This window comes from Rhodoferax sp. RT5P35, from assembly GCF_056521385.1.
This window is the reverse complement of record NZ_JBWMAX010000141.1, coordinates 1-1391: the sequence shown is the minus strand read 5'-3', so window position 1 is coordinate 1391 and position 1391 is coordinate 1. Positions and strand designations below refer to the sequence as shown.

Genomic DNA, 1391 nt, shown 5'->3' with positions numbered 1-1391 from the left:
CAAAAAACGTCCCACGAGGTCCTCCCTTTGGGGATGCTAGCGTGTGCTCGACGGCGATATCAGTTAACAGCATGTTGTTTTCCTTGTGATTCCATAAGCCACAGCGGGTCTAGCCACGTTGGCATCCATCACACACCGAATTTCCCTACTCCGCCCCGTGCATCTGCCCGTCGATGTAATACCAGCGCCCGTCCTGCCGCACAAACCGGCTGGTCTCGTGCATGCGCTGGGCTTTGTCGCCGTCGCGGCAGCGGGCGACGAACTCGACGATGCCTGCATCGCCCGCCTCTACCGCGCTGCGCACTTCCAGGCCCAGCCATTTCACCGGGGCCAGCTCCAGGTCGCCCGGCGCGGTAGACGGGTGCCAGGTGAACAGCAGGTAGTCCAGCAGGCCCAGCACGTAGCCGCTGTAGCGCGAACGCATCAGGGCCTCGGGCGTGGGGGCGTAGATGCCTGCATCCATGCCTTTGTGCCACGGGCCGCAGCAGTCGGCGTAAGTCTGGCCGCTGTCACAGGGGCACGGGGCGTGGGCGGGGTGCAGGTTTTTCTTCATGCTGGGATAGTCGAGATTGCAGGATTGGTGGCAAAACAGCTTACCCAACAGGCGGAACGCACGCCTTCCAGGGATACCGAGGAACCGGCTTTGCCGGGCCTCTGGTATCGCCCCCTGCGTGTCGTATTGGCTTTACAAGCCAATACGAGGGGGGTTGGCGAAAGGTGCGTTATCGACCCTCTGGGCCGATCCCGGGCGAAGCGCTGCAGCCTGGGGGTGAGCCTTATTTCTTACGAGCAGCGATGGACTTCTCGGCGGTCGCGACCAGGTCGGTACCAATCGTCTTCTTCCACTTTTCAAACACCGGGCGGGTGGCTGTGACAAACGCGGCGCGCTCTTCGGGCGTGAGCTTGGTCACGGTGGTGCCCAGGGCGGCCAGGTCTTTCAGCAAGGGCTGGTCGGCTTCCACCAGGCCCTTACGGGAGATGGCGATTTGCTCGCGGCCCGCATCCTGGGCGGCTTGTTGGACGATGGCGCGGTCGGCCACGGTCCAGCTGGCCCAGATGTCTTTGTTGACCACAAACACCAGCGGGTCGGCCACATAGCCCCACAGGGTGATGTGCTTTTGCGCCACGTTGTGCAGCTTGGCGGCGGTGTAGATAGACAGCGGGTTTTCCTGCCCGTCCACCGCGCCGGTGGCCAGGGCGGGCTGTGCGTCGGCCCAGCTCATTTGCGTGGGATTCGCACCCAAGGCGGTGAAGGTGTCTTGGAACAGCGGCGAGCCGACGACGCGGATTTTCATGCCCTTGAGGTCTGCCGGGCTGTGGATGGCGCGCTTGGAGTTGCTGATTTCGCGGTAGCCATTTTCACCAAAGGCCAGGGGCTGCACACCGGCTTT

At 63.1% G+C, this 1391-nt stretch carries 2 protein-coding genes; both read right to left on the bottom strand.

Annotated features, from left to right (window positions below):
• Nucleotides 1–145: 145 nt before the first annotated feature.
• Nucleotides 146–553, bottom strand: coding sequence for a YchJ family protein (locus tag AC097L_RS24410; protein WP_479589311.1), 408 nt, complete (start codon nucleotides 551–553; stop codon nucleotides 146–148).
• A 223-nt stretch (nucleotides 554–776) separates the two neighbouring features.
• On the bottom strand, nucleotides 777–1391 hold a 615-nt coding region (gene dctP, locus AC097L_RS24405), incomplete at its 5' end, for a TRAP transporter substrate-binding protein DctP (protein ID WP_479589310.1).